The sequence below is a fragment of the Parajatrophihabitans canadensis genome (genome assembly GCF_053764775.1).
In genome coordinates this window covers 3172828-3199346 of record NZ_CM132445.1, presented here as the reverse complement: position 1 = coordinate 3199346, position 26519 = coordinate 3172828, and the positions used below count along the sequence as shown (strand labels likewise).

The following is a 26519-nucleotide window of genomic DNA, read 5'->3' as shown; positions in this document are numbered from 1 at the left end:
CGCTTCAGCGAAGGAAGAGGCCCGGATCGATGCTTCGAAACTTCACTAACCATTGCCGAACCGGACGCTATGGGTAGGTCCGCTCGGTGTCAATGTCGTGTAGCGAAGTCGCAATCATCTTGAGACACAACGGCCTCCTGCCGTAGGTGATCGTGCCTTCGACGTCACCGTTACGGATAACCACTGCAAATGTCAATCGTTTCGACGACTCAGCGGTGCTCAACCATCAGATTTACCGCATGCTCTACCGTATTGCTGATTCGGATAGCTACCAAGATCCGTCCAAATCTGGGTGTCAAGCCGCCTCCGGCTGCGTGCCGTAGCACAAGCCGACCGCAGCTGTCTAGGTTCGAACCTGCTGATCAGCGAATGACACGCGTTGATTGTGTACGCAAGCAAGAGAACCGAGAGGAACGGGATCGGGCAAGAAGGTGGCGCGTCAGGCCGACGCCGAAGGCGACAGGTCGTTGTCGCGTGGTGGCCCCGTGACCGCGGCCTGGGCGATCTGCACGAAGTCCCCGATGTCCTCGCGGTCGCGGCCCTTGACCCAGACGAGCACGACCCGGCTCGGAGCAATGTCGGGCACGGGTACGTAGGCCACGTCCGCGCGGACGTAATAATGCGCGGTCGAGCGCGGGATGATCGCGATGCCTTGCTCCGCTGCGACGTGTTCGAGTTTCTCCTCCATACTTCGTATCGGTCGTCGCTGACTGGAGGTACCGGTGCGGAATTCGGTCGCGATCGCCCGCCACTCCGGTACGAGGTCCGGTGATTCCAGCAGATAGAGGTCGGCCAGGTCGGCGACGGGAATCGAATCCCGTTTCGCCAGCGGATGATTGGCGGGCAGTGCGACGACACGGCCCTCGGTGAACAACGGCAACTGTTTGAGGTTGCGCTCGTCGAACGGTGCGCGTACGAAGCTCACGTCGACGCGGCCGTCGTGCACGACCTCGGTCTGATCGGCCCACGAGGTGCGCAGGACGTCAACGTCCAGGCCGGGGTGCCGCGCGCGGAACTGCCTGGCCGCCGCGGTCACGACCAGCCCCGGCATGAAGCCGATGGTGAACCGGGATGACCCGCGCTCTGCAGTGCGTACCCGTCGCTGCAGGGCCACGGACGACTGCAGAAGCGGGCGGGCGTCCTCCAACAGTTGGCGGCCGGCAGGCGTTAGGTCCGTGCCTCGGGCCGACCGGCTGAACAGGGTGGCATGCAGTTCGGCCTCGAGCGCCCGAATCTGCCGGGTGAGCACCGGCTGGGCGATATGTAGCTGCTCGGCGGCGCGTGTGAGATTACCTGTCTCGGCAACAGCAGCGAAGTACCGCAACTTGCGCAGGTCGAGGTCCATCGGCATCGGTCAACCATACCTTCCAGGTATCGGATCCGACGGTTCAGGTCTTGGACGCAGCTCGCCGGCACACCGAGAGTGGTTAGTGACAATCTCGATCGAAAGGGCTGCACTATGACCATTTCCGGATCCCGCGTCCTCATCGTTGGCGGCACTTCCGGCATCGGGCTCGCCGTCGCTGGAGCGGTCGCCGAGCGAGGTGCCACCCCGATCGTCGCATCGCGCCGCCGGACCAGCGTCGACACTGCACTCGCGGCGCTGCCCGCTGGCGCCGAAGGAGCGACGGTCGACCTCGCCGATGACGCGTCCATTGCAACACTGCTACAACAGCACGGCCCGTTCGATCATCTCGCCTATACCGCTGGCGAAGCGCTCGAAATGGTGCCGCTCGCCAACCTGACCTCTGACACCGCCCGTTCCTTCTTCGAGACCAGGTTGCTCGGCGCGATCGCCGTCGTGCGGGCGGCAGCACCGCTACTGCCAGCTCTCGGTTCAGTTACGTTGACCAGCGGCACCGCTGCGGTTCGCCCCGGAGCCGGCTGGGCCCTCGCCGCAAGCGTGTGCGGGGCGATGAACGCCCTGACTCGCGCTCTCGCCATCGAGCTGGCTCCGCTGCGCGTGAACGCGGTCGCACCCGGAGTGGTGCGCAGCCCGTTGTGGTCCAGCATGTCAGACCAGGACCGGAACGCGATGTATGACAGTGTCGCTGATGCCGTGCCGCTGGGACGCGTAGCCGAGGTCGAGGATGTCGCGCTCGCCTATGTCTACGCGATGGAGCAGCTACACGGCACTGGTGTAGTGATCACCGTCGACGGCGGGACGGTTCTGGCCTAAGCATCGCCGCCCGCCCACATTGAGTAGGAAAACCCTTAGTCAGTAATCCAATTCAGCGCTGCCGCGAAAGGTGCCGCGCGCCTCGTCGGATCCTTCCATGTTGCGGTTGACGCGCTCAACGACCCGCCAGGTGTCGTCAACCCGGCGGAAGGTCCACTCGTTCGCCGAGAGACGGCGGACGTGGAACTGGTCCGCCTCGGCGTCCCAGCGGATGTTCATGGCGTAGTTCCATCCACGGGCGGTGTCACCGTCCACGACGATGCGAGGGTAGGTCAGGACGTGGGCCATGCCGGCTCTGATGCCTTGCTGGTGACCGCCGTTGATCATGTCCGCGATTTCGCTCCTGCCGGCCCATCGGCCGTGCGGCGGTGCGTCGTAGACGCCGTCCTCGACCCATAGATCGGCGACTGCGTCCGCATCGCCGTAGTCTGCGGCTGGACCGTAACGGGCTGCGAGCTGGCCGAGCGCGACCTGATCTTCCAACGCTTGCACCCGCTCGAGTACACGATCGAGCTGAACCCGTAGTTCGTGTACCTCTTCGTCACTCATGTCTATTCCTCCAGGTGGTCTAGTTAAGTTACAGTGCAGCGTGATTCGTATGTGGTCAAGGACGTGAACATGGGCGAGTCAACGATCGGACGGCCACGCGATCCCCGAATCGACGAGGCGGTCCTCAAGGCCACTCGCGAACTCCTGGCCGACGAGGGCTTTGCCGCGACAACGGTGCAGGCCGTGGCTCGTCGTGCCGGCGTCGGGGCTTCGGCGATTTATCGACGGTGGCCTTCGCGCCTGGAGCTGATCCTCACTGCGACGAATCCCAGCTTGGACGAGCTTGAACTCGAACCGACCGGCGATCTGAAAACCGACCTTCGTCGATTCGTCGATACCTACCTCGAGCTGTTCGACACGCCGATGTCGCGAGCCGCCTTCCCGGGCATCCTGGCGGTGCGCGGCACTGAAAACCCTGAATACCGTCGCCTGATGCAGGACATGGGCCAGGGCGTGCGGCCGGCATTCCGAGCCGTCCTGGCGGCCGCACCGCACGATTCAGTTGATCCTTCGGTCGACCCCGACACGGTCCTCGACGTCATCATCGGCGCCGCCCTCTACCGGGTGTTCATCCATCCATTCACCGAACGGCGACACCCGACTGATGACGTTGCGGACCTGTTGGTGCGAGCGCTGCGGCCCTGACCAGCGACGGCGTAACCACGTTCCAGGCGAGCGCGCCGAACCCAACCGCATTGGAGACCGCAATGACATTCAGCGAAAAATACGGGCCGTGGGCGCTGGTATCGGGCGCGTCGGAGGGCACCGGTCGAGAGCTCGCACGCCAGATCGCGGCCAGAGGGCTGCCGTGTGTCTTGATTGCGCGCAGGCAAGGCCCGCTGCGAGAAGTCGCCGACCAGATCCGGACCGAAACCGGCCTTGAGTGTGTCATCGCGACGGCCGACCTGTCTGCCGCCGATGCCGATCAACAGGTGCTGGCGGCGGTTGATGATCGGGAGATCGGACTGTACGTCGCCAACGCCGGTGCCGATCCGCATGGCGCCCGATTCCTCGACCTTGACCTGACAGCTTGGGAACGTCTGGTCCAGCGAAATGTGGTTACGACGATGCGGATGTGTCACCACCTCGGCCGGGCTATGCGCGACCGGGGGAGGGGCGGCATCCTCCTGGTCAACTCAGGAGCCTGCTACGGCGGCGGCAGTCACCTTGCGATCTATACCGCAACGAAGGCCTTCGAACTGAACTTCGGCGAGTCACTCTGGGCGGAACTACGCCCCTACGGGGTCGACGTCCTCGATTTGGTGCTAGGCATGACCGACACGCCCGCCTTCCGTGAGCTGCTCACCAAGAAGGGCATCAACGACGTTCCGCCGGGTACCGCATCTCCCGCTAACGTCGCGAGGGTTGCCCTGGACTGCTTGGGTGAAGTCCCGCTGCACAACTGGGGACTGGCGGACGACGACGCCGGATATCTGCCAATGTCGGCCGCGGCCCGCCAGCAACGGATTGCACTCGGTGCCTGGTGGGAGGGCGCTTCGCTGTAACGAGGGTGCGAATCACGATGTGCTGGATCGTTTGAGCAACGACCGTGGCAGCAGCACGGCTTTATGCTCGGGAAACTGTCGGGTGGTCCACACGACGCTGTGCTCGGCATGGAACTCAGTCCCCGCTGCCCAGCGAGCCAGTCCGCAATAAAGCTGGCTTTGCCGCAACCAAGCCGAGTACTCAGCGTCCCGATCGAATCCGTAACCGGTCATGACGTGTCCGACGATGTCATGGACGGCTCGTAATCGGTCGTAAGCACCGCCGATTCCACAATCCAGCGCTGGGTGAAGGCGGTTGCGCTCGACGCGTGCTGCTGTCACTTCAAGGACGCCGGTCGCGCGTACCGCGCCGATCAACTCGGTCGCTGTCGAGTAGGGCGTCGGATGTTTCGTCCACGAGACGGTGTAGCCGAAGGGCCCATCCGGGTCGGTGAGTTGTGCGAACTGGCGATCTGTCTGTAGCTGGAGATCTCGGTATGCCGCGCTCACCAAGCTGTCGTTGCCCAGTGCTGGCGCCGCGAGGAACCACTGCGCGATATCACGGGCCACGTCGGGCTTTACCCGCCGCATCGATAAGGCCAGGTGAGCGCCGGCCCCCGGACCGCGCGCTCGCTGGCCGTGCCGCCCGGTGGTCAGCGGCTGCGCGGCTGGGATGCCGTTCAAGGCCGTACTCATCGCTCCTTACGGTATGAGCAGGGCGGGAACCGCCGCAACCGGCGACGACCTCATTCTGTTTTAGCTTGCGCCCGTGGTGCGCAGACGCAGCAAGCACCCGTGACGTGTTTTGGGGCGTAGCGTCATGGTCATGAGTCAGTACATGGCCTGGCCGACTGCGGACGGCGCCTGGCACATCGGGACCTGGTTGACGCTGCCGTCTGGCGCCAGCCTCGCAGACCTGGACGAGTTACTCACGCTTCGCCATATCGATCGGGCACAAATCGGCTTCCACAGGCCCAACGATGAAGTTCGGTTCGAGGAGCAGTTTGCTGTTGCGATCGGTTCGGCCGAGCACTGACCGCTCAAGCGAACCTAGCTGAGGCACACACGTCGCGCAGGTGGTTCAGGCAGCACCCGGTCGAAGAGCGACGAAGAGCGATGTGGCCTCGGCGGTGACGTCGTCGCCGTGGTAGAGGGCGCCATTGACGAACCGCTTGCGGCCCTCGACCCGATCCAGCCACGCCTCGACTCGCAACTCCTTGCCGATCGGGGTGACCTTGCGGTAGTCGACCTTGAGGAATGCGGTACGCGTAAGGCCGCCGATGTTTGCCAGTTGGGCAAGCGCCTCATCGAAGAACATCGGCAACGCGCCTCCGTGCACAGCTCCATTCGCGCCGGCGTAGAACTGGGTGAACGTCACCCGGCCGTGTAGGCGCCCGTTCTCCACCGAGTCCTTGATCAACACGGGATTCAGGATGCGGGTGTTCGCTGTGCGGGCGAGGTCGTCCCAGCTCGGTTCCCGATCCGGGTCAACGCGGTACGGCTCGATCTCGACCGCCAGGCGCTCAAGTGCGCTGGCCGTGTCGACGACAACATCCGTGGGCGCCTCCAAGCCGACTACCCGATCTTGTATCGCACGAACAGCCCGGGTCAAACGCCGCAGGGCTAGTTGGTTCGAGTCGAGCTGGCCGGGTTCGGGCACCACCGGAAGGCTGGCGTCACCCGAAAGTGTGTTGTCGGGCAACACTGTTCCTCCTCGATCGAGAAGCGGCCCACCTCGATCGGTAGACGCCGACACACCACCGCGGCGCGCCACTCGCTCTTTGAATGAAACGACAGCGGTGGCCTGAACCGAAGGGTTTGTGACCGGTTCCCTAAACCTGAGATGCGCCAGCCCGACGAGCAATACACCAAGGTTCGGCAGGTGCTATTGGGTCGATCGGGGACCTCTAGGCAGGGTCGTCCGGGGGCAGGGTCGTCCGGGGCAGGGTCGTCCGGGGCAGGGTCGTCTAGGGCGGGGCGGTCTAGGGTAGGGACGCTCCAGGAAATCCACGAACCGGATGGACTTCGTAGCTGAAGATGCCCGCGCGTACGCCGGGGTCGTCGTCCATGATCACGCGCATTTCCTCAATGGTTGCAGCAAAGACGCCGATGCCGGCGAGGTCGCTGTCATCGGTGACCGGGAGGACGACCGGTAGCAGACCTGCCTCGGCGAGCGACATGTTCCGTCGGCCGTGCTCCCACACGATCGAGTCAACGGCCGGACGGATGAACGCGTCGGTCGCGCGCAAAAGTACCGCCGTGTAAGTCGACGTCCGCCCCAGACGGGCCTGCATCGTGTCATCGCTGATGATCGGTAGTCGCCTTCCGGCGACGCGGCTTGCCGAGACGATCCGATCGGCGAAGGGTGTCAGGCGCCAGCCACTGCCAACGGCATCGCGCATACCCTCCCAACCCTCACCGTGCCGATCCAGGTATCGGTGAGTCAGGACGACCCTGGTGCGCTCGGGCGTCAGTTCGGTAAACGTGATCTCAACCTCGCTGGCTCGTTCGGGATCGGTCTCGATTTGCCATTGGATGTTGATGTCCCAGCTGAAAGAGACCCGGCTGGGTGGTTCGTATGCCAGTACGCGGGCCCAACGGCATTCGCTGCCATCGGTGCCGCGGTCGATGATGTTGCCGCCGACGAAGGGCTCGAACACCATCTCGGCCAAGGGTGCCTCGAGAATGTGCTTGTCCTTGTCCCACCAGGTGTCGATCTCGGCGGTGAAGACGTGGAACGCGCGTGCGATCGGGGCGTCGACCTCGACCGACGTGCTGACGGTGGTGGCATCGGTTGTCGTCATGTCGTTCCTTCGGATCGTTGAGCGGCGTGTTGGAAGGACATGAGTGATCTCTTCCAGAACGCCTCGAAATAGGAGTGGATGATCGCAAGGGCGTCCGGTTCGACCCGGTAGACGCGTCGCGTGCCTTCGGCGTGATCGGTGACCAGACCAACGGACTTCAGGATCTGCAAGTGCTGCGACACCGCAGATCGTGAGATCGGCATCTCGCGAGCGATGTCGGTCACCGCAGACGGTTGTGCGACGAGGCGCTCGAGGATGGCGCGCCGGGTCGGTTCGGCCAGAGCGTCGAGCAAGACAGATGCGTTAGTCATGACTAACGCAAGTTACGGCTAACGGTCAGTGGCTGTCAACGTCGCGGACTCGCGATCGCCGCGGCAGGATCAGGTTGCAGTCCGATGCCGGAACAACCAGGAAGAACCAACGGTCGACACGAGGAGGATGGCCAGGCAATATGCGATCGCGATCCAGGCCTCGTGCCCGACGCTTGCACCGGTCGAGGTGCGTCCCATCCACAGGCCGCGCATGGTCTCGACGATCGGGGTGAACGGCTGGTGATCGGCGAAGCCGCGCAGCACCGCGGGCATCGTGTGAGCGGGCACGAATGCTGTGCTGACGTAGGGAATGAACATCAACACGATCGTGAATGAGTTCGCGGCCTCGGGACTGCGAGCCAGCAACCCCACCGCGGCCGCAAGCCAAGACAGCGCGAGCACGAAGAGCACGATCATGCCGACCGCTCCGAGCCAAGCCAGAGGCGTCCCAGAGGGTCTCCAGCCGACGGCTAGACCGACTCCGATGACGAGCGCGGTTGCGATCAGGTTACGGGCCAGGCTGGCCACGACGTGACCAAGCAGAATCGAGGAGCCGTAGATCGGCATCGATCGGAAGCGATCAATGATGCCGTTGGTCATGTCGGTCGCCACCGCCACCGCAGTCGTGCCGGCGCCGAACCCGGCACACAACACGATCAGTCCGGGCACCACGTAGTCGACGTAGGAGCCGCCCGTGTTCAGCGCGCCGCCAAACACATAGACGAACAGCAGCATCAGGACGATCGGCAGCATGAGGGCAGTGAAGAATGCTTCCGGATCCCGCGATGAACGGCGTATCGAACGCCGAACCATCACGCGGGCGTCTGCCAGGTGGTGAGAGAGCTTCAAGGTCTCAATGGTTGTCACGATGGTAAAGCTCCTTCGTTTCGAACGAGAAAGTCAGCTTGCTTCGCCGGTGCCAGCACCGCCGGTGAGAGACAGAAACACGTCATCGAGACTCGGACGGTGCGTCGACACCTTGAGCGCCGGCGCTCCCTCGGCTTGGAGCCGTTCGAGTAGGGCGAGTACTTCGGCCGCCGAGCCGCCGGTGGCAACATCGATGATGTGTAGCCGATCGTCAGCATCGGCTGCTTCCAGACCGGCCAAAGCCTTTTCGTAACCGACGGCATCGCCAAAGTGAAGCCGGACAAGTTCCGATCCAAGACTTGCTTTCAATGCGTCGGCACTACCTTGTGCCACAACTCGCCCGCCGTCGAGCATGACGATCGTGTCGGCGAGCTGGTCAGCCTCTTCGAGATATTGGGTGGTCAGTACAACGGTGACTCCCTCATCCACGAAGCGCCGAACCGTGCCCCAAAGCTGTTCGCGACTACGTGGGTCCAGGCCGGTCGTCGGCTCATCGAGGAACACCAACCGTGGTCGCTCGATCATGCTGATGGCGAGGTCCAGGCGGCGGCGCATACCCCCCGAATACGTGCCGACCCGTCGATCTCGCGCATCGAGCAGGCCAAACTCGACCAGCAGTTCATCAGTGCGGGCGCGAACGGTGCGACGCGGAAGGTGCAGTAGCTGCGCCATCATCTCCAGGTTCTCTCGCCCAGTCAGCACGTCATCCACCGCAGCGCTCTGGCCGGTGAGGCTGATCGAGCGCTTGACGCCGATTGGGTCGGCGAGGATGTCATGGCCAGCAATCGTGGCCGAGCCGGCGTCAGGTCGCACGAGAGTGGCCAGGATGCGCACCATCGTGGTCTTCCCGGCGCCGTTCGGCCCGAGCAGTGCTAGGACGGATCCGGTCTCGACACTTAGGTCCACCTGGTCGAGGACGACTCTTGAGCCAAACGATTTGCAGATTCCATGGGCAAGAACTGTGTACAGCATATACAGACGGTATATCCGGTACACAGTTATAGTCAACCCATGCCGAAACGCAGTGATAAGCCGTTGCTTCACGAGCAGGAGCCACCGCTTCCGCCCGGGCTTGACCTGCTCTGGGGCCGACGCGGACGAGGCCTGCGTGGACCAAAGCCTGGACTTTCGATCGATGCCATCGTCGAGGTAGCGATCAGACTCGCCGATGCTGAGGGCCTGGATGGGGTCTCGATGGCCCGGGTGGCCAGAGAACTCAACTTCACGACGATGTCGCTCTACCGCTACGTCACGAGCAAGGACGAGCTACTGCAGCTGATGTGGAATGCGAGTGCGCAGGGTGCCGAGACGCTCGTACTGAGGGGGGATGGCTGGCGGGCGAGACTGCGCGATTGGGCTTTGGTGCAACGCGAAATGATCGATCAGCACCCATGGATCACCCAGATGCCGATGGCCGCTCCACCGCTCGCCCCGAACTCTCTGACCTTTGTCGAGCGTGGCTTGGAGACGCTCGACGGGACAGGGCTTACTGACGCGGACAAGTTGCGGGTGATCGGGTTGCTCAGCTCGTACACCCTTAGCGAGGCCCGGATGGCTCACGACGCGGCTCGCGCGGCGGCGCGTGCGAACGAAGCCGGAGCTCCAACGAGCGGTGCGCAAAGTTTCGAGGCACTGCTTCGACAACTGGTCGATCAAGAGACTTATCCCTTATTGTATAAGCTCGCCTGGTCGAAGGAGCTCGGTGACGATCCATCCGGCTTCAACGAGCAGGAGGAATTTCTCTTCGGCGTCGATCGCATTCTCGACGGAGCCGAGGCCCTTATCAATGCGAGCGGACCCAAACCGGTTCGTCGGCGGGGAGCAACGAAGACTTGACCGCACGAGGGGCGGCGCCGCGGTGGCTGGATCGCCGCCATACCGAGCAGGAATCGAGAAGCGTCCTACGACGCATCCCGCATAGCGTGAGCGCCATGGACATAACCACTTACTCGAGCGCTCTTCCGCAGGCCGACCACGATCCGATCCAGGAGGGGTCATGAACTCCATCGATTCCGTCACCCTCGAAGTACCTGACCCAGTGGCCGCAGAGGCCTTTTACAGCGCAGCGTTCGGCCTCGGTGACAAGGTCCGCGTCCGCGCCTCGGTAGCACCGACCAGCGGCTTCCGTGCGTTTACGCTGTCGCTCGTCGTGTCGCAGCCGAGCATCGTCGACAGTCTCATCGGCACCGCGATCGAGGCGGGAGCGACCGCGCTCAAGCCTGCTACGAAGGGTTTTTGGGGTTACGGCGGTGTGGTTCGAGCGCCGGACGGGTCGATCTGGAAGGTCGCAACGTCGGCGAAGAAGAACTCGGGCCCGGCGACCCGGCAGGTCGATGACGTCGTGCTATTGCTCGGAGTCGAAGACGTGAAAGCGAGCAAGCGGTTCTACCTCGATCGCGGGCTGGCCGTGGCGAAGAGCTTCGGAAGCAAGTACGTCGAGTTCGACCTTCCGTCTACTCAGATCAAGCTGGCGCTGTATGGGCGACGTGCCCTGGCGAAGGACGCGGGTGTCCACGCGGAGGGCACCGGGTCCCACCGCCTCGTCATCGGCAGCGAATCTGGCTCGTTCACTGATCCAGACGGGTTCCTTTGGGGTGGCGTGCCGGTTAGCAACCGGTCCGATGGGCTGCTTCGTGAGTGAATTGTTCGGCTCGCGTCGATAGTGTGGTCGCTACGCTCGAACGATGACGTCGACGCCGACCACGGCGACCGACGACTTCCCTGCTGAGGAACCGAAATCATGTCCGCACTCGCGCTCGTTACAGGTGCTTCCTCCGGTATCGGCAAAGCTTTCGCTCAGCGACTTGCCGCCGACGGCTATGACCTGATCGTCGTCGCACGCCGGGGGGACCGGCTCGAGGAGCTCGCCGCATCGCTGCCCGATGTTCACATTCAGGTCGTCGTTGCTGACTTGTCCGACGACGATGGCATCGACACCGTGGCTGACCTGTGCGCAGGCCAACCCCTCACGATGCTCGTCAACAACGCCGGGCTCGCGCATTACATGCCGCTCGCGGATCTATCTGCCGAACAGGCCCGCGAGCTCGTGCACGTCAAGGTCGTCGCGCCGACCATGCTCAGTCGCGCGGCGGTACCTGGGATGCTCGCCCGCGGCAGCGGAACGATCGTGAGCGTGGCCGGAATGATCGCATTTTCCGGACCGGCCGCGGCCTCCCAGATGCCCCGCAGGGCCATCTATGCGGGAACGCTGGCCCACGCGGTGGCAATGTCTCAAACGCTCAGTGCGGAACTGGAAGGCACCGGCGTGAGGGTGCAGGTGCTCTGCCCGGGTGTCGTGGCCACTGAATTCCACAGCGTGCAGGGCTTTGACCTCTCGGCAGTGCCCCGGATGAGCGCCGACGATGTTGTCACCGCTTCGTTCCGCGGCCTGGAGCTAGGCGAAGTTGTCTGTGCTCCCGGCGTCGAGGATTACCGCCTTCTGCAGACGGTGTTCGACGCCGATTTGGCTGCGTTCGGTGGCCAGAGTCCGCAGGTTGCCACGCGCTACCGAACCACCTGATTCGCGAGCCGGACCCGCGCGAAAGGACCCGGCCGCTCGGCTGTTCACGCCGGTGATCGGGCCGTCACAGTCTCGACTGCCCGACGCGAACCTGCGAGAGCGAACTGACCGTGAGGAACACGAAGTCGGTCCAAAAGTCGCGACGGTGGAGTTGAAGCGGTTTTGGAGGACCTTCTCGGAGGATCTGGGACGTCAACTGGTCATCCCTCCGTCACGAAGGAACTCCGATGAACACCACGCTCGCCCCGGCCACCCCGGCCACCCGGGCCGCTCGACCCGCGGTCCGTCACGGCGCCGTCACCGCTGTCGTCTGCATCGCTCTAGCCGCCGTCACGGCCGCGATGTCCTCACTCAATGTTGCGCTGCCCGACATCGCACGCTCGACGCACGCGTCGCAGACCCAGCTGTCCTGGATTATCGACGCCTACTCCTTGGTCTTCGCCGCCTTGCTGCTTCCCGGAGGAGCCCTCGGCGACCGCTACGGTCGCCGCCGCTGGCTGCTCATCGGGCTCGGCATCTTCGGGATCGGCTCGGCTGTGGCCATGACGGCGTCTGATGCAAACGTTCTGATCGTCCTGCGAGGGGTGATAGGCCTCGGCGCCGCGCTCGTCATGCCGGCAACCTTGTCGACCATCACCGGCACCTTCCCGCCAGCGCAACGGGTGAAAGCGGTCAGCATCTGGGCCGGTGTCGCCGGTGGCGCAGCGGTTCTCGGCGTCGTGGTCTCCGGAGCGCTACTGGAGGCTTTCTCATGGCGCTCGGTATTCGCGGTCAACATCGTCCTCGCCGCGCTCGCCCTCATCGGGACGTTCATCGTCGTGCCCGAGTCGGCTGACAAGAACGCCCCTCGGTTGGACGTTGGTGGTGCACTTCTGTCAGTGGTTGGTCTGGTCGCCCTCGTGTACTCGATCATCGAAGCTCCTACCGCCGGGTGGTTGTCGGCCAGCACGCTCGTCGGAATTGGACTCGGCCTGTTCGTCGTCGTCGGATTCGTCCGCTACGAGCTCAGGCAGACCAACCCGATGCTCAACCCGCGGATCTTCAAGCGCCACGGCTTGAGCGCGGGCAGCCTGTCTATTTTCATCCAGTTCTTCGCCTTCTACGGATTCATCTTCTTGGTACTGCAGTATCTGCAGATCGTTCGTCATGATTCCGCGCTGATTGCTGCTGTCAGCATGCTGCCGATGGCCGCGACGATGATGCCAGTCTCCCGCTTGGCTCCCAAGCTCGCCGCCAAGTTCGGTTCACGTCAAGTCTGCGTGACCGGCCTGATTGGAATCGCGGGCGGTTTGGTGATCATCGCCCAGATGAGCGCTACCACCTCGCACTGGGTGATGGCTGTCGGCCTGCTAGTCCTCGGCGCCGGAATGGGCGCGGCCATGACGCCCGCCACCAGCGCCATCACCTCCGCTTTGCCCAGGCGTCAGCAGGGTGTGGCGTCAGCGATGAACGACCTGTCTCGTGAGGTCGGCGGCGCACTCGGCATCGCGGTCCTCGGCAGCATCATGACCGCCGTCTACCGCAACAGCCTGACCCTGCCGGGGGCCCCTGCTACCGTCCTGGACAAGGCCCGTGACTCACTCGCAGTCGCTGCCCACATCGGCGGACCGGTTGCGGCCAAGGCCAACTCGGCGTTCATTGACGGATTCCATCTGGCCTTCTTCGTCGCGGCCGGCGCCGCGGTCGTCGCCGCGATAGCGGTCGCGATTCTGCTCCCGCGCCGGGACGCCGTCGTTAGCGCAGACGCAGACGACCAGGCAGTGGCCGGCGACGAGGTAGAGGTCGAAGATCGAGCCGCTGTTGCGTCGGCCGGGGTCTGAGCGCAGCTAGCCGTGTATCCGTCAGGTTTCAGGTCGTCGGTCCTCCACCTCGCTGCCGTGCCGGGCGAACACGTGGCATCAACAACCACCCAGCTACCAGAGCGAGCAGGAACGCGATTGACGCAACTCCGAAGCCGAGCTGAATTGCGTCTGCAGCGTGCTGCTGCGCCGCATGCCCAGCCAACCGAGGACCACTGTGCGCCGCGGCTAGCACCACGCTACCTATCACCGCGATCCCCAGCGTTGCGCCGAGCTGCCGAACCGTCTGAATGAGGCCGGATGCCTGGCCCCGATCCTCAGCGGCGACGCTGCCCAAACCATCGGTGTTCGTGGGGCTGATCGTGAGCCCCAGACCGATCCCGGTCAGGATCATGCCCGGAATCATCGGCGGGTAGGCAAGCTGGCGTAACGACAAAGTCCACAACATAATCCCGACCACGCAGAAGGCGAGGCCAGTCAGGACCGGACCGCGCACGCCAACCTTGTCGTACCAACGCCCACCGAGTTGTGCTGCCACCGTCAAGGGAACGATCAGCGCGAAGGCGTTGACACCAGCCCGCGTGGGGCTGAAACCGAGCAGATTCTGCCCGTACAGCGAGCTGTACAGCACCACACCGAGCAGCCCGAATTGCAGCAAGCCCATCACGACCACGTTCGCCACGAAGGCGCGATGCTGGAAGAGTCGGATTTTGAGCAGGGGGTTCGCTTCGCGGAGCTGCATAACCACGAAGGCAGCGGTGAGCGCAATCCCCAGCGCCAACAGCGACAGCGTCGAAACGGCGGTCCAACCCCAATTGCCTGCCTGCTGCACGGCAAACACCGAGGTCCCGATACCGGCCGCGACCAGAACCAGATCACGTACCCGAAACGGCGAGGAGTCCTCGGCAACATTCGGCGGTTGCGCGATCCGCACTAGTACCAGCGCCGCCATCCCCACTGGGACGTTCAGCCAGAACACTGCCCGCCACGACACGTACTCAGTCAGGTAGCCACCCAGCAACGGACCGAGGGCCAAAAAGATCTGGCTGATGCCGGCGTACATGGCCATCGCCCGGCCGCGTTCGCGCAGCGGAAAGGCCGCCATCACGATCGAGGCTGAAACCGGCATCATCAGCGCCGCGCCCACACCCTGCATAGCTCGCGCGGCAATCAAGCAACCCTGGCCACTCGAACCTTCTGGCACCAGCCCGCACGCCGCCGATGCCACGAAGAACAGGAAGACCCCCCATCGGAAAGTGCTTACCCGCCCCAGCATGTCTCCGAGCTTGCCGCCGAACGCGACCAGAGCTGCGATTGCCAGAACGTAGGCGCTGATCACCCACTGCTGGCCGGACGCGGTGAGCGGCAAATCGCGGGTCATCGACGGCAATGCCACCGAGACCACCGTCTGGTCGAGCATCACCATCGACAGCGAACCAGTCATGGCGATCAGGATCAGCCACTTGTTCGGCGTCCGGGCGGGCTTCGCGAGTTCGTCCGCGGATATCGCAGCGGATTTGGACGCACCCCCAACCAGCGGTGCCAACGCGGTACGTAGTCCAGACATCATCTTCCCTCGCTGTCGTCACAGTTGGTTCTGTGTAGGCGAGTTGGCGATCAACCCGCACTCCCTTTCTATGCGGCACCGCGCCGCATCCGACTGGGCACAATTCCTAGTCCTGGTCGAGACGCAGACGCCCAAAGAACTAGGAGTTTCACCCAGGTGACTCGGGTCCGAACCTCCGTAGAAATGAATCAACAGCCGCAGCCAAGCGGCGAGCCAATCGAAACGGAGACAGAGATGAACGCCAAGAAGATGTTGACCAGCATGATCCCTTGGGTTGTTTTCAGCGTCATCGTCGAGCATGGAGGTACTGGTACCGCGGGCATCGCGGCGCTGCTCGCCGCGGCAATCGCGATCGTCTTGATCATCAAAGACAGCCGACACGGCGTGAAGATCATCGACGCAGCGGGCGTGATCACCTTCGTCGGACTGGCGATCCTGGCCCTCGGTGGCAACGACGCCATGAAGGCCCACATCGCCGACTACGGACGCGGCAGCTCCACTCTCATCCTCGCAGTTGTCATGCTCGGCTCAGTGCTGATCGTCCCGTTCACCGAGCAGTACGCCCGCGAAAGCGTCCCGCAGCAATACTGGGGCTCGCCGGTATTTCGTGCCGTGAACCGTCGGATCAGCCTCGTCTGGGGAACCGCAGTGCTGGTCATGGCCGGAAGCCACCTCCTGTCCGGTCTGATCGAGGCCAACGGCAACGGAACCCGAGGATCGAACCTGCTGCTCAACTGGGCCGTCCCGGCCGCCCTCGCCCTGGCCGCGATCAAATACACGAACCGGGTCACCAGCGTGGACGCTCCCGCTCGTCCAGCCGTCACCCGATGACCGCCGACGGCAACCCGCCACATTGCGATCCCGCCTCGCGGCCCCAGACCGAATCAGGTCTGGGGCCGCAGTGCGAACGCCGTCGGATCGCGGCGGACGAGCTCGATCAACTCGTGCCGGGAACTGACATTGGCCTTCGCATAAATATTGCCCAGGTGGTAGCCCACCGTCTTCTGCGTGATGAAGAGATCACGGGCGATCTGGGCGTAACTCATACCTTCGCTGACCAGGGTCAGCACGTCACGTTCACGGTTCGACAAGCCCAGCTGCGTTGTAGCGTCGCGCGCTTGGACGGTCTGCCGCAAGACGGCGACGCGCGCGAGGTAGCCGGCCGCGCCCACCGCACTGTAGGCCTCGGCGGCGAGCTCCAGAGAATGCGCGGCGACCTCACGCTCACCCAGAATGCGGGCCAACCGGCTGTGGTCAACCAGCATGTGCGCGCGGTACAGCGGGAGCTCGTTGGTGGCGTTCGCGACGGCGGCGCGGAGATGCGTGATGGCGACCTTGCCCTTGCCGCGCGCCTCACCGATCAAGCCGAGCAGCCATTCGGCGACGGGTTCCGCCCAGCTGAGACGGTCCGCTACCGCCTTGATCGCATTGACACAAGCCTCAGCGTCACCCAGCTCAGTTGCCCAGATAGCGGCTAGCGATGCGTGGACCAACCAGATCGCATTCTTTCGGCCCGAGCCAGTTCGTATGGCGCTGATAGCCCCCTGCATGCCTAGATAGGGTTTGGGAGAGGTTTCGCCCGCCGCGTGCAGCCTGATCACCTCGGTCACGCAGCACTGGTCGATCGCCTCGACCCAGGGCATTCGTTCCAGAAGGTCACGTTCGGCGTACAGCGCAGCATCCGCGGCGCTGAAGTCCTCGTCCATGATCGGCAGTAGCGGCGTGATGGCGGCGACCAGCGGATGCGGATAGTCCGGCGCGAACTCACTCGCGATCCGCAGGTTCACGCGCGCCAATCCGGGCTGGCCATTGAACCAATACGCTCGGCCGAGTAGCGCGTGGAAGGTGCCGGCTCCGAAGTCGGCTTGCCCCTTCTGCATCCGGTCAGTGAGCTCGGTGAGATCCGAGATGGCCTGTGGGAATCGTCCGCTGCTGGCGTAGAGAGCACCGCGCCACGCAAGCATGGTGCTGGCATCGGTCGCCACGCTGGCGGGATTCTTCGGTAGGTCGGCAACGCTCGCCAGGATCTCTTCCGGGGACAGCACACGGGCCGCGAGCTGCCCACGACACCACACCGCAAACCCTTGTACCGCCGGGTCTTTCGGCTCGAGCAGTGACGCACGGTCAAGGCCGCTCTGGATCTGCTCAGTTGACAGGCCCGATTGCAAGCCAGCCCAGGCTCGAATGATCTCGATGCGATAGCAGGTCCCGGGATCCATCGGTGGGGGGTCGTCCGTGGTGGGCCGCCCCCTGTCGTGCGCGGCTTTGTCGAGAGCAGAGTTGAAGATCTCGATCCCCACGAGAGGGTGACGTTCCCAGACGGCCAGGGTCCCCTCGATCAGGGCCCGTCGGCCACGATCTGATGCCTGGCTGATTTCAGCCAACTCCGCGCGAACGCTGGCCCGATCGCCGCTGAACAAGGTATCGAAGAGGCTTTCCAACCATCGGAGTTCGCGTTCGTCCCGCGATTCGCTGAGTGCGCTGGCCGCACGGCGGTAGTGCGCAGCGAGTCGGTATGACCGCTCGTTGTGCAAAGACGCAGCGTAATCCTCAAGGTCGGCGGCGAGCGCGTCGTCGTACCGCTCTGCGGCCGCTACCCGATGATCGAGGACTGGCGCACGCCCAGTGACGATCTTCGCTGCGCGGGCATGCAAGCCGCGCCGAACTGCGGTGGGGATCGATTGATAGATCGCCGCGCGGATCAGCCCCTGCTCTACGCGAACCATGTCGGTGGGGGCAGATCGCCGTACCTGCACGATCTGCTCCGCCATGAGCCTTTGGATTGCCTCGGAAACGTCGGGCAATTCAGCGACAGCGGCGACGTCGAAGACCGACAGCCAGCCAGCGCCCAGTGTCGAAATGGCCTGCGCGACTGTACGTGTCTGCTCTGGCTGCCGGGCCAGTTTCATCGACAGCGTCTGGGTAAACGCAGCCGGTGCTGGCAGCACTTGCATCCTGCTGAGCTGCTCCGCCTCGTACTCAGTCACCATCGACGTCAGATACAGCGGGTTGCCCCCGGTGTGTTCCCAGAGCGTCTTTGCCGTCGGCTTGTCGGTACCGGGTTTGATGTCATCAATAAGTTTCGTCGCGTCGTCCAGATTCAAGCCCGTGAGCGTGATGGTCGTTGTTCGTCCGGGCCGAGTTGTCCAGCGCTGCCAGGCCGGATGTGCTGTTGGTACCAGCGGACGGCTGGCGGTCGCGAGTAGCAGAGGGTCGCCGGTTGCCCTGGTGATGAGCTCGATGGCCACCTCAATCGATTCAGGATCAGCCCACTGTAGGTCATCCAGGATCAGAAGCAATGGCCTGTGCTGGGTGGCCTCGTCGGCCATCGCCCTTAGCCGCTGGGTCGCCAGGGTTGGCGTGAGGGGATCCGTCGCCGACGCGACCTCGACCCCCCAGCGGGCCAGCACACTGTAGGGGACCACGGCGCCTACAGTCTCGTACCCCTCGGATCGTTTGATTTCGAAACCGGTTGCCCGAGCCGCCAGCTCGTCCAGCACTGAGGTTTTGCCGATACCTGGATCCCCGGTGATGACCAGCACCGTCGGTGTGCCGCCACGAGCTTGATCGATGACGGTTTCGAGCTGCGCGAGAGTATCGACGTCGAGGTAGGTCGCGCTCACGCGATCAGCGTAGCCAGCCTTTACCGTCGTAGACAGATCAGTGCTCCGTCGGTCTCCCTAGACCGCGGCGCCGCTCAGCCGGTTGCGGACATCACGCAATGTCTGCATAGGCGGTCACGTGCTCAATCCGCAGTCTCACCAGCAGCATGCCAGGAACGCTATTACGTTTCCCGAACTCCTGAGCGCGCTGTTCGCCCATGTACCGGGCGGCAATGCTGGTAGCCCAAGTGAGCAACAGGCTGGGGTCTTCCGAAATCTCGGCGTGTCCCCGTAGCACCGCAAAGGAATAGGGCGCTCGCTCGTCGTCGACGCACAAGGCCGCTCGTTCGTCCCGTAGCAGGTTCTGGCTCTTCACGGTGACGTTCTCCGTGGTGAAGACCAGATCGCCGCCGTCCAGGAGAAACCAGACCGGCACGACGTGCGGGCTGCCGTCCGCCCGCACCGTGGACAGCTTGCCGGTACGGGTTCCTTCAGTGATGAAGGCTCTCCAGACGTCGGCAGTCATCTGTTCAGCCACGCTGTTCAGCCCCAATAGCGGGCGCAAGCAGGTCAGCGAGCCCGACGCGCTGGTAGAAGGCAGCGCGGATTCGGTCGCCGACGGCGTTGACTTCTTCGGCGCCGTCGTTGGCCGGATCGATATGGACCCGGAAGGGACGTTGCCCCTTCGGAGTGTCTACGACTCGTACGACCGCACGGGCCACCTCGTCCGGGTCGGCGTCCGGCGGTGACAGTTCAGCCAGTTTGGCGCTGACTTGATCGAGCAGGCCGGCATAGCGTGTCTCGTACGCCTCGGCGACCGCCGTGTCGGCGGCATGGCCGGCATGAGCGAAATGGTTGGTGCCCTTTGTGAACGAACCCGGCACGATGATCGTGGTATCGACGCCGAAACGGGCCAGCTCTGCGGCATAGCTGACCGCGAGCGAATCCTCAGCGGCCTTCGCGGCAAAGTACGGCCCCAGATAGGGCGGCGTGCCGCCACGGGTGCTGCTAGACCCGATCCATACCAACAGACCGTCGTTCTGGGCACGAAGGTGCGGCAGCGCAGCCCGGTTCAGGCGTTGGGTGGACAGCACGTTGACGTCGAAGATCTCGTCGATCTGCTCAGGCGTGAAGGCCTCGGTCGGGCCAAGAACCATATGCCCCGCGTTATGGATTATGACGTCGAGCTTTCCGGTGTCGGCGAGGATCTTCGCAACAGCGGCGTCGACAGAATTCTGATCATTGACGTCCAGTTCGATAGTGCGCAATGCAACGTGGTGGTCGCCGGCGTAGTCAGCGGCATCGCTGACAGCCTGCTTGTTTCGGCCGTCGGTGTCACGAATACCTGCGTAAACGGTGTGGCCTGCGTCGGCAAGTCCGCGCGCAATCAGGGCACCAAAGCCACTTGACGCTCCGGTGACGACAATGTTCTTCGACATCAGATAACGCCTCCATTCACATAGATGATCTGCCCGTTGACCCAGCGGGCCGGCCCGGCGAGGAAGGCGACCGCCTCGGCGATATCGGCGGGCGTACCCAACCTCTCCAGCGGTGACATCGAAGAAAGTTGGTCGATCGTCTCTTGGCTCTTACCGTCGAGGAACAACGGGGTCGCCGTCGGCCCCGGCGCTACCGCGTTGACGGTGATGTCGCGACCTCGAAGCTCCTTGGCAAGAATCAGCGTCATCGCATCGACCGCGCCCTTCGTTGCGGCATATGCGGTGTAGTGCGGCAACGCGATCTTCACCACCGAGCTGGAAAAATTGATAATCGCCCCGCCAGTTCGTATCCGCCGCGCGGCCTGCTGGTCGACGACGAAGGTGCCGCGGATATTGATGCGGTGCATCCGGTCGAGATCGGCGAGGTCGAGGTCTACCAGCCCAGAAAGGAGCATGATGCCGGCGGTATGGACCAGCACATCTACTCCGCCATAGGCCTGGTCCACGTAGTCGAACAGTTCGGCAACCGCGGTCTCGTCGGCGACGTCGGCTTGGAAGGAGGAGGCGATGCCGCCGGCATCGACGATCGAGCTGACGGCTTCTTTGGCCGGCGCCGGGGCCCCTGCATAGTTGATGACGACGGTCATGCCGTTGCTCGCGAGCCGTTCGGCTGTGACTCTGCCGATGCCACCTGACCCACCGGTGACAACCGCCACCCGGGCACCTGGCTGAGGATTGCTCATCGTCGAACCTCGTTTCTTCAATGGGTGTTCGGAAAAGATCGTCCGACTCTTCGGTGCAGACTGAGATTTGCCGAAGCATCAACGTCGTCGGAGCTTTTTGTCCGTCAGGGCGGACGGCACGTTGTAGATGTCGTTGTCATTCACGTTCATGCCCGGTGGCACGATTTCGTCGATCCGATCGAGTACATCAGCGCTTAGTTCGACGTCGGCGCCAGCTAGCAGGTCCCGCAGATGCTCTGGCTTTCGCGGGCCAATCAGGACTGCTGTGACGGCGGGATGTGACCTGACGAAGGCGGTCGCCAAGTGGGTCATAGGCATCCCAGCCTCCGAGGCGAGCGCTTTGAGCTGTTCGACGGCTTTCAGTTTGGTTTGGTTCGCCGGATCGGCCAGGTCGAACTCGCCGGGGCCCAGCTTGGAGCGGTTGCCTACGGCCGGGTTTTCCCGTCCGGATAACCACCCCGAGCTGAGCGGTCCGAACGTCAGCACGCCCATGCCGTAACGCCGGGCCGCTGGCAGCACCTCCGATTCGATCCCGCGAAGCAGAATTGAATACGGCGATTGTTCACTGCGAAAACGTTCATGCCCTCGGCGCTCAGCCGTCCACTGCGTCTCGACGATCTGCTCGGCGGAAAACAGCGAGGAGCCGACGGCGCGGACCTTGCCGGAGCGGATCAAGTCAGACAGAGCCGAGAGCGTTTCGTCGACGTCAGTGTCCGGGTCGAAGCGATGCATGAAGTAGAGGTCGATGTAGTCGGTGTCGAGACGCCGGAGGCTGTCATCGACGGCGCGCATGATCCACCGCCGCGAGCCGCCTCGTTGGTTGGCGTCCGCGCCCATCGGCAACGCAAACTTCGTCGTGAGGACTACGTCCTCGCGGTGGTCCTTCAAAGCCTTACCAACAATCTCCTCAGATTCACCGTTGGAGTAGACGTCGGCAGTGTCAACGAAGTTGATTCCGGCATCCAACGCGGTGTGAATGATGCGGATTGCTTCTTCGTGGTCGGTGTTTGCCATCGCTCCGAACATCATGGTGCCCAGAGCCACGTCGCTCACCGACATGCCCGTCCCGCCTAGGATCCGTCGTTTCATCTGCTGTTTCCTCGCTCTTCACGCCGTCTGTTTCACGCCGCCGTCCGTGCGACAGGCGTGCCGTCGATGCTTAGGCTCACCTCGATGTTGTTTCGGGTCGCATTCGAATATGGGCACCGCTGGTCCGCACGAGCCATCAGCTCGGTCGCCTCAGCGAATGCGATGTTGGGGGCGTGCAGATCTAGAGCGGCTTCGATACCGAACCCGCCGTGCCCAGTGGGACCGATGCCGATCCGGGCGGTGATCCTGGAGTCGCTCGCGTCGAGTCCGTGACCCTCGGCGACTGCGATCAGCGCGGACTGGAAGCAGGCTGCATAGCCGAGGGCGAACAATTGTTCGGGATTTGTGCCGTTACCGCCTTGGCCGCCCATGACCTCGGGCACCGACAGCTCGACGGACAGGTGCCCGTCCGACGTTCGCCCGTGACCGGCGCGACCGCCTTCGGTGAAGGCCTCAGCCGTGTACAGCACTCTGCTCAACGCAGCGCTGGTCAGTCCATTGCTCGTCATGTCGTTTCCTTTCGGGTTGCGAACTCAGGCGTTGGGCCAGTCACCCGCTGAGGTCAGGCACGAGATCGACCGCCGAGTTCCAGGCCAGATCAAAGAGTGCATCCGGCGCGAGATCGAGAACCCGTGCCGCCATGGCAGTCGCATCGGCAAGCACAACCGACCACGGGCAACCGCGGTCCTGGCTCTGTTGTGCCGCGTGTAGTACGGCGAGTGCGCCGAGGGTCAGCGCGATCGGCAACCTGCCCGCCCGGTAAAGATCTTCGATTCCGTCGTCACGCATGGCCTCGAGCTCCCAAGGGCGGACGCCCGCATCGGCCAGTACGTGGCCGACGATGCAGTCAGGAGCGCCGTCGTGGGCGTACAGACAGGTCAGATATCTGTAGTCGTCGGCCCAAACGGGTTGGTACACGAAGTCTGGGCCACGCCGCTTGACTGCTGAAGCAAGAAGGCTCAGGGCTGTGCCGATGTCCATCCTCGGCAGCGAGTCATGGGTGTCGCTCGCTTCGTGATCTCTCATCGTAGGTACCAACCTTGGATCGACGGACTCCGAGCCCCCGAATCGGGAGCCGCTAGGTTTCACTGTCGCTTGCGACGGACGGGACTCGCGCCCGGGAAATCCCTGGGTGGACCCCCGGTCGGCAGGCCCGGGGGCGCACGGCCTGGACAGCCGTCTGCCGGTCACCGTGCGTTCCTGCGGAGGCGAAGCGAGACGATCAATCCGATCACGGCGATTACGAATGCCGCGATCTCTGCGATCGCGGACAGCCGCTTTCCCGGTAGCGCCCAGGTCGGCTCGTACATGTTCGGCAACGGTCCGATACTGCCGACGTCGATGTTTGTGTAGACGAACACCGCGGCCGCAGCGCTGCCGGCGACGAGCGCCGCGATCAGCCAGGCGATCCAGTGCCGGGAGATCAGCAGGACTATCGCGACAACAATCGCCACGCCTGCCTCGGCGCGGAACAAGGAGGCCTGAGTGATGCTCCCACCCGCAGGTGTGTCGTACAGGTGGGCGTCGTGGAGATGCACGTACGCGTCGATCGCCAGCAGCGCTACGGTTGCGACTGCTAGAGCCGCCAAGAGCGCGTCTGCCTTGTTGAGATGACGCGAAGTGCCAGCGCGAACACTCATCGGGATGCCGCCCCGCAAGATGTCTTAGAAGCAGCCGGAGGAAGCCAGTTCACTGTGATTAGCATGATCGTCTTCTCCTTGTGGCGTCGCTGGATTCACCCTCGTCCACAATTGCGTTGGTCGCCCCCGAGTGAACCCGTGGGCTGTCCCTGGTCTGTACGACCAGGGGTCGCCGACCTCCAGCAGTTACGGCCTATCCTGACATCGGCCAATACGAAAGGGCGTGACACTTGACCGGTCCGCTGAGTGGTTTACGGGTCATCGAGCTGGGCGGCATCGGGCCGGGCCCGCACGCTGCGATGATGATGGCGGATCTCGGCGCCGATGTCGTGCGGGTCGACCGCCCAGGGCGGGATGACTTTCCGATCCCACCAGGCAAGGTCGACGCGATGCTGCGAGGCAGGCGTTCGGTTTCTTTGAACCTGAACGACCGAGCCGAACGCAAGGCGCTGCTGAGCCTGATCTCGGTGGCAGACGTGCTCATCGAGGGCTATCGTCCCGGCGTCGCCGAGCGTTTGGGTATCGGCCCCACGGAGTGTATGAACCTCAATCCCCGCTTGGTGTTCGCCCGGATCACGGGTTGGGGTCAGGACGGGCCACTGGCACAACTTGCCGGGCATGACATCAATTTTATTTCCCTCACCGGAGCCCTCCACGCGATCGGTCGAGACGGCGAGCGGCCGGTACCGCCGCTGAATCTGGTCGCTGATTTCGGCGGCGGATCCATGTTGGTACTGGTCGGAATACTCTCAGCGCTGTTCGAACGCAGTACCTCCGGCCTCGGGCAGGTGGTCGACGCCGCCATGGTCGACGGCGCGACCCTCATCTCGCAGCTCATCTGGTCGTGGCGGGGCGCCGGAGTATGGAGCGACGAGCGCGGCGTCAACCTGCTCGACGGTGCAGCACCCTTCTACGACACGTACAGATGCGCTGATGGCCGGTGGATTGCCGTCGGCGCCCTCGAACCGGAATTCTTCTTGTTGCTTGCAAGTGAGTTGGGTCTTGAGTTCGGCCCTGGCTATGTTCATACCGATCAAGCGAATTGGCCGGATCAGCGACAGCGATTCACCGAAGCGTTTGGCCGAAAGACGCGAGACGAGTGGGCAGCGATCTTCGCCGGAACGGATGCGTGCGTGTCACCGGTGCTCACCTTTGAAGAGGCGCGAGCAAACTCCCATATCGTCGCTCGAGAAACGTTGATCGACCTTGACGGGGTGGTTCAGCCTGCACCCGCACCCCGCTTCTCCCGTACACCTGCAGGTGTGCCGCAGCCACCGCCAATCCCGGGTGAACACACGGCTGAGGTCATACGCGAGTGGACGAATCTCTAGCGGGCCCTCATCACGGCACGAACGCCGGCGCTGGGAAGCCCGGTGTCTACCTTGATTCTCCGCCTTCGACGGTCGAGCGGATCGTATGCATGGCGACTGTGCCGCTGGTATCGCTGTCGCCGACTTGGGTTGACGTCACCGTGCCCGCTCGTTCTAGTCAGGCCCGAATGGTCATCCTCGCGATCGCATCTCCGGCGACGCGGAACGAGAAATGGCTCGGCCCGACGAAGCCGTTTCCGCCGACCTCAGCAGTAACGACATACTCGCCGCCGCGTTCCTCGACCTTGCCAACTTCGAGACTGACCTGGCTGCCGATGAACTCGGCGTCGCTCCATTTCTCGATCGCGCGCGGTCCATGAAACTCACGGCCCCAGTCGTCAACTACGCCGTCCGCCGTGAAACTGGTCAGGAAGGCGCGTTGGTCGCCGGCATTTGCGGCGTCGAGCAGCCGCTGGATGGGATCTGGCAGTTCGGTCATGAATTGCGCTCCCTCCGGACTCGTCCGGTTCTCTCTGAGATCGTAGTCCTGCCCGCGGAACCACCAAACCTTGGTTTCTGGCTGAAGACCGCAGGCGGTGAAGGCTATCCGAAGGTGAACACGTAGGCCTGAACCCCTGGATCAGCAAACGTAATCTCAAACAGGTGTTCGACGACGGCGCCTGCTTGACGGATGAGTTGGTACAGCCGCTGATCGGTGACTACGCCGTTGCCTTGCTGGTCGATGTCGACTCCGTGAGCAGTGCCGGGCGGCTCACCATCGATGAGCACCCGAAAGCGGACCGACGTGTTCGCTGTGGCAGGGCCCATGACCAGATGAAGGTCGCGTGCGTGGAAGCGGTAGGCGATCTGACCGCCGGCCTCGTTCAGCAAAGCACTCTGTTGCTGAATGGTCCAATCACCAGCGAGGGCCCAATGGTTGAGGTTCAAGTAGCTGGGTGGTGCGTAGACGTGACGTTGATCGACTATCGCGCCGCCAACAGCTGCGAAGTCGTCAGCGCGCTCATAGCCGACGTAACTCTCGCTAGATCTCAAGTTGCCCCAATCGGCGGCGGCCTCGACGCCGCGAGCATCGACCGAAACCAGTTCGCCACCGATTTCAGCACGGCCTGTTTCGGCAAGCAATTGTTGAATAATCGCCTCTGACTGCTGGTATTCGCCCTCCCCGAACTGCTGCGCCCTTACCTGACCGCTTGAGTCAACGAAGTACAGGGCCGGCCAATAGTGGTTGCTGAACGCCCGCCAAATCTCGTATTCGTTGTCGATCACAAGGGGATAGTTGATCTGCATGACCTGCACCGCGCGGCGAACGTTGCCCAGGTCGTGCTCGAACGGGAATTCAGGTGTGTGGACGCCTATAACGACTAGTCCGTTTTCTTTGTATTTGTCGGCCCAAGCGCGGACGTAGGGGAGCGAACGCAACCAATTGATGCAGGTGTATGTCCAGAAGTCGATGAGTACTACCTTTCCTCGCAACACCGACTCGGTCAGGGGCTCTGAATTCAGCCACTCGGTCGCATTGTCAAGCGAGGCCAGATCAGCTCCGGCCAACGGCTCCTCGTTCTGTTCCATTGGTCTCTCCAATTGCACTATCGGCC

At 63.4% G+C, this 26519-nt stretch carries 29 protein-coding genes; 10 read left to right on the top strand and 19 right to left on the bottom strand.

Features of this window, described 5'->3' with window-relative positions; translation table 11 throughout:
* Positions 1-439: 439 nt before the first annotated feature.
* Entirely contained in the window at positions 440-1351 is a 912-nt protein-coding gene (locus tag ACSMXN_RS15515; protein ID WP_022912878.1) for a LysR family transcriptional regulator, read from the bottom strand.
* A gap of 108 nt (positions 1352-1459) precedes the next feature.
* On the opposite strand from ACSMXN_RS15515, the gene ACSMXN_RS15510 reads away from it, so the two are divergent.
* Complete coding sequence (locus ACSMXN_RS15510; RefSeq protein WP_022912879.1) at positions 1460-2179, top strand: SDR family oxidoreductase; 720 nt, start codon at positions 1460-1462, stop codon at positions 2177-2179.
* A 39-nt stretch (positions 2180-2218) separates the two neighbouring features.
* Here the strand turns inward: ACSMXN_RS15510 and ACSMXN_RS15505 are convergent, their stop codons facing one another.
* Positions 2219-2728, bottom strand: a complete 510-nt coding sequence (locus ACSMXN_RS15505; RefSeq protein WP_022912880.1) for a nuclear transport factor 2 family protein — start codon at positions 2726-2728, stop codon at positions 2219-2221.
* A 69-nt stretch (positions 2729-2797) separates the two neighbouring features.
* On the opposite strand from ACSMXN_RS15505, the gene ACSMXN_RS15500 reads away from it, so the two are divergent.
* Positions 2798-3373, top strand: a complete 576-nt coding sequence (locus ACSMXN_RS15500) for a TetR/AcrR family transcriptional regulator (RefSeq protein WP_027139343.1) — start codon at positions 2798-2800, stop codon at positions 3371-3373.
* A gap of 62 nt (positions 3374-3435) precedes the next feature.
* Positions 3436-4233, top strand: coding sequence for an SDR family NAD(P)-dependent oxidoreductase (locus ACSMXN_RS15495; RefSeq protein ID WP_022912882.1), 798 nt, complete (start codon positions 3436-3438; stop codon positions 4231-4233).
* Positions 4234-4245: 12 nt separating this feature from the next.
* On the opposite strand, the gene ACSMXN_RS15490 is transcribed toward ACSMXN_RS15495, so the two are convergent.
* A complete protein-coding gene (locus tag ACSMXN_RS15490; RefSeq protein ID WP_027139344.1) occupies positions 4246-4908 on the bottom strand; it encodes a hypothetical protein in 663 nt (220 codons plus the stop codon).
* Between the two features lie 130 nt (positions 4909-5038).
* On the opposite strand from ACSMXN_RS15490, the gene ACSMXN_RS15485 reads away from it, so the two are divergent.
* Complete coding sequence (locus tag ACSMXN_RS15485; protein WP_155958326.1) at positions 5039-5248, top strand: hypothetical protein; 210 nt, start codon at positions 5039-5041, stop codon at positions 5246-5248.
* A 45-nt stretch (positions 5249-5293) separates the two neighbouring features.
* Here the strand turns inward: ACSMXN_RS15485 and ACSMXN_RS15480 are convergent, their stop codons facing one another.
* The 5 genes from ACSMXN_RS15480 to ACSMXN_RS15460 form a co-directional block, all read right to left on the bottom strand.
* Complete coding sequence (locus tag ACSMXN_RS15480; protein ID WP_455407598.1) at positions 5294-5917, bottom strand: PaaI family thioesterase; 624 nt, start codon at positions 5915-5917, stop codon at positions 5294-5296.
* A 277-nt stretch (positions 5918-6194) separates the two neighbouring features.
* The gene (locus tag ACSMXN_RS15475; protein ID WP_196811237.1) at positions 6195-7016 is read right to left on the bottom strand and encodes an SRPBCC family protein; all 822 of its coding nucleotides are present in this window, start codon (positions 7014-7016) and stop codon (positions 6195-6197) included.
* On the bottom strand, positions 7013-7327 hold the full coding sequence (locus ACSMXN_RS15470) for a metalloregulator ArsR/SmtB family transcription factor (protein ID WP_035943516.1): 315 nt from the start codon (positions 7325-7327) through the stop codon (positions 7013-7015). The genes ACSMXN_RS15475 and ACSMXN_RS15470 overlap by 4 nt, the downstream gene beginning before the upstream one ends.
* A 69-nt stretch (positions 7328-7396) precedes the next feature.
* Positions 7397-8140 (bottom strand): ABC transporter permease, encoded by a 744-nt coding sequence (locus tag ACSMXN_RS15465; protein WP_035943670.1) that lies wholly within the window; start codon positions 8138-8140, stop codon positions 7397-7399.
* Between the two features lie 87 nt (positions 8141-8227).
* Positions 8228-9166 carry a daunorubicin resistance protein DrrA family ABC transporter ATP-binding protein gene (locus ACSMXN_RS15460; protein ID WP_022912888.1) on the bottom strand — a complete coding sequence of 313 codons (939 nt, stop codon included), beginning with the start codon at positions 9164-9166 and terminating at the stop codon, positions 8228-8230.
* Between the two features lie 39 nt (positions 9167-9205).
* On the opposite strand from ACSMXN_RS15460, the gene ACSMXN_RS15455 reads away from it, so the two are divergent.
* The 4 genes from ACSMXN_RS15455 (at position 9206) to ACSMXN_RS15440 (ending at position 13534) form a co-directional block, all read left to right on the top strand.
* Positions 9206-10030, top strand: a complete 825-nt coding sequence (locus ACSMXN_RS15455) for a TetR/AcrR family transcriptional regulator C-terminal domain-containing protein (RefSeq protein ID WP_022912889.1) — start codon at positions 9206-9208, stop codon at positions 10028-10030.
* A gap of 160 nt (positions 10031-10190) precedes the next feature.
* Positions 10191-10835, top strand: coding sequence for a glyoxalase (locus tag ACSMXN_RS15450; RefSeq protein ID WP_022912890.1), 645 nt, complete (start codon positions 10191-10193; stop codon positions 10833-10835).
* Between the two features lie 99 nt (positions 10836-10934).
* Entirely contained in the window at positions 10935-11714 is a 780-nt protein-coding gene (locus ACSMXN_RS15445; protein WP_022912891.1) for an SDR family NAD(P)-dependent oxidoreductase, read from the top strand.
* 227 nt (positions 11715-11941) lie between these two features.
* The gene (locus tag ACSMXN_RS15440) at positions 11942-13534 is read left to right on the top strand and encodes an MFS transporter (protein ID WP_022912892.1); all 1593 of its coding nucleotides are present in this window, start codon (positions 11942-11944) and stop codon (positions 13532-13534) included.
* 28 nt (positions 13535-13562) lie between these two features.
* On the opposite strand, the gene ACSMXN_RS15435 is transcribed toward ACSMXN_RS15440, so the two are convergent.
* Positions 13563-15083, bottom strand: coding sequence for a DHA2 family efflux MFS transporter permease subunit (locus tag ACSMXN_RS15435; RefSeq protein WP_022912893.1), 1521 nt, complete (start codon positions 15081-15083; stop codon positions 13563-13565).
* A gap of 231 nt (positions 15084-15314) precedes the next feature.
* On the opposite strand from ACSMXN_RS15435, the gene ACSMXN_RS15430 reads away from it, so the two are divergent.
* Positions 15315-15911: a hypothetical protein gene (locus ACSMXN_RS15430; protein WP_027139347.1), complete on the top strand. Its 597-nt coding sequence runs from the start codon at positions 15315-15317 to the stop codon at positions 15909-15911.
* Between the two features lie 53 nt (positions 15912-15964).
* Here ACSMXN_RS15430 and ACSMXN_RS15425 read toward each other — a convergent pair whose 3' ends face one another.
* The 8 genes from ACSMXN_RS15425 to ACSMXN_RS15390 form a co-directional block, all read right to left on the bottom strand.
* Positions 15965-18703 (bottom strand): helix-turn-helix transcriptional regulator, encoded by a 2739-nt coding sequence (locus ACSMXN_RS15425; protein ID WP_022912895.1) that lies wholly within the window; start codon positions 18701-18703, stop codon positions 15965-15967.
* A 91-nt stretch (positions 18704-18794) separates the two neighbouring features.
* A complete protein-coding gene (locus ACSMXN_RS15420; RefSeq protein WP_022912896.1) occupies positions 18795-19220 on the bottom strand; it encodes a PPOX class F420-dependent oxidoreductase in 426 nt (141 codons plus the stop codon).
* Positions 19213-20121, bottom strand: a complete 909-nt coding sequence (locus tag ACSMXN_RS15415; RefSeq protein WP_022912897.1) for an SDR family oxidoreductase — start codon at positions 20119-20121, stop codon at positions 19213-19215. The genes ACSMXN_RS15420 and ACSMXN_RS15415 overlap by 8 nt, the downstream gene beginning before the upstream one ends.
* Complete coding sequence (locus tag ACSMXN_RS15410) at positions 20121-20864, bottom strand: SDR family oxidoreductase (RefSeq protein ID WP_022912898.1); 744 nt, start codon at positions 20862-20864, stop codon at positions 20121-20123. The genes ACSMXN_RS15415 and ACSMXN_RS15410 overlap by 1 nt, the downstream gene beginning before the upstream one ends.
* 78 nt (positions 20865-20942) lie before the next feature.
* Entirely contained in the window at positions 20943-21953 is a 1011-nt protein-coding gene (locus ACSMXN_RS15405) for an aldo/keto reductase (protein ID WP_022912899.1), read from the bottom strand.
* A gap of 32 nt (positions 21954-21985) precedes the next feature.
* The gene (locus tag ACSMXN_RS15400; RefSeq protein ID WP_022912900.1) at positions 21986-22462 is read right to left on the bottom strand and encodes an organic hydroperoxide resistance protein; all 477 of its coding nucleotides are present in this window, start codon (positions 22460-22462) and stop codon (positions 21986-21988) included.
* 40 nt (positions 22463-22502) lie between these two features.
* Positions 22503-22979: a hypothetical protein gene (locus ACSMXN_RS15395; RefSeq protein WP_022912901.1), complete on the bottom strand. Its 477-nt coding sequence runs from the start codon at positions 22977-22979 to the stop codon at positions 22503-22505.
* Between the two features lie 161 nt (positions 22980-23140).
* On the bottom strand, positions 23141-23593 hold the full coding sequence (locus tag ACSMXN_RS15390; RefSeq protein WP_022912902.1) for a hypothetical protein: 453 nt from the start codon (positions 23591-23593) through the stop codon (positions 23141-23143).
* 230 nt (positions 23594-23823) lie between these two features.
* Between ACSMXN_RS15390 and ACSMXN_RS15385 the strand changes: the two genes are divergently transcribed.
* Entirely contained in the window at positions 23824-24924 is a 1101-nt protein-coding gene (locus tag ACSMXN_RS15385) for a CaiB/BaiF CoA transferase family protein (RefSeq protein WP_022912903.1), read from the top strand.
* A 157-nt stretch (positions 24925-25081) separates the two neighbouring features.
* Here the strand turns inward: ACSMXN_RS15385 and ACSMXN_RS15380 are convergent, their stop codons facing one another.
* The gene (locus ACSMXN_RS15380) at positions 25082-25402 is read right to left on the bottom strand and encodes a nuclear transport factor 2 family protein (RefSeq protein ID WP_081649055.1); all 321 of its coding nucleotides are present in this window, start codon (positions 25400-25402) and stop codon (positions 25082-25084) included.
* Between the two features lie 104 nt (positions 25403-25506).
* Positions 25507-26493 (bottom strand): redoxin domain-containing protein, encoded by a 987-nt coding sequence (locus ACSMXN_RS15375; protein ID WP_022912905.1) that lies wholly within the window; start codon positions 26491-26493, stop codon positions 25507-25509.
* Positions 26494-26519 lie beyond the last annotated feature (26 nt).